We start from the raw sequence: 1290 nt of genomic DNA on the forward strand, positions 1-1290 counted from the left end.
AGAAGACCTATGTAAGCAACCACTTTTAGCTGCTAAAGGCTATTCGGTTATTCATTTTGATTCGCCAGATAGACGTGGAATTGATACCGGATTTTTATATCAAAAAGGACATTTTCAACCTACGAGTTATAAAAATTATGCACTTATCGTAACTGAAGATGAAACCGATAAAAAAGCAAAAGACAAAGAAAAAGTAGAAGATACCGATGATAATGTGGTAGACATAAAAACCAAAAGAATTTACACTCGAGATCAAATATTAATGACGGGATTATTAGATGGTGAAGAAATGCATTTTATAGTAAACCACTGGCCATCTCGAAGAGGCGGTGAAAAAAGAAGTAGTCCACTACGTGAAGCTGCGGCAGCACTAAACAAAAAAATTATCGATTCGTTACAAGTTATTAATCCAAATGCGAAAATCTTCACAATGGGCGATTTGAATGACAGCCCTTTTAATAAAAGTGTGAAACAGGTTTTAGGCGCAAAAGGAGATGAAAAAGAAGTACAACCGTTAGGACTTTACAATCCTGCCGAAAAACTAATTAATAAAGGAATTGGAACCTTAGCTTTTAGAGATTCTTGGGATTTTTTCGATCAAATTATCATATCTGAGCCTTTATTAAGAAAAGACTATTCTTCTTGGAGATATTGGAAAGCTGGGGTTTACAATGCACCTTTTATGATTCAACAAACCGGTCAATATAAGGGATATGCGTTGCGAAATGGCGCATTAGGACCTGGATATTCGGATCATTTTCCATCTTATATTTACCTTATAAAGGACGCAAAAAAATAAAAAATAATTGAAGGTACATTAAAAGTGCCTTTTTTTATTTTGTAACTTTACCTTTTAAAATTCTATTTATGTCAATTGCAATACCTTTTAACTTGAATAAGTGGATAGAAGAAAACAGACATCTTCTCGTTCCGCCAGTTGCAAATAAAAATTTATATATAGATTCTGGCGATTATATTGTTATGATTGTAGCAGGACCTAATGCCAGAAAAGATTATCATTATAACGAAACTGAAGAATTATTTTATCAGTTAGAAGGTGATATTACGGTGTATATTCAAGAAAACGGCGAAAAAAAAGCAATGCATCTTTCCGCTGGAGATATGTTTTTGTTACCGGCTAAAGTACCGCATTCGCCAAGCAGAACAGAAAATTCTATTGGTTTAGTAATTGAAAAAAAACGAAATCATTTGGATGTAAAAGACGGATTGCTTTGGTTTTGCGATTCGTGCAATCACAAACTTCACGAAGTATATTTTGAGTTGAACAAT

Annotated in this window: 2 protein-coding genes; both read left to right on the plus strand. The window is 33.6% G+C overall.

Annotated elements, in window-relative coordinates; genetic code table 11:
- Positions 1–799 (plus strand): endonuclease/exonuclease/phosphatase family protein (locus tag ABWO04_RS11985; RefSeq protein ID WP_353079911.1); only part of this gene is annotated, 799 nt, incomplete at its 5' end.
- Between the two features lie 68 nt (positions 800–867).
- Positions 868–1290 (plus strand): 3-hydroxyanthranilate 3,4-dioxygenase (nbaC, locus tag ABWO04_RS11990; RefSeq protein WP_353079912.1); only part of this gene is annotated, 423 nt, incomplete at its 3' end.

The sequence above is a fragment of the Flavobacterium sp. genome, assembly GCF_040382755.1.
Lineage (GTDB): Bacteria > Bacteroidota > Bacteroidia > Flavobacteriales > Flavobacteriaceae > Flavobacterium.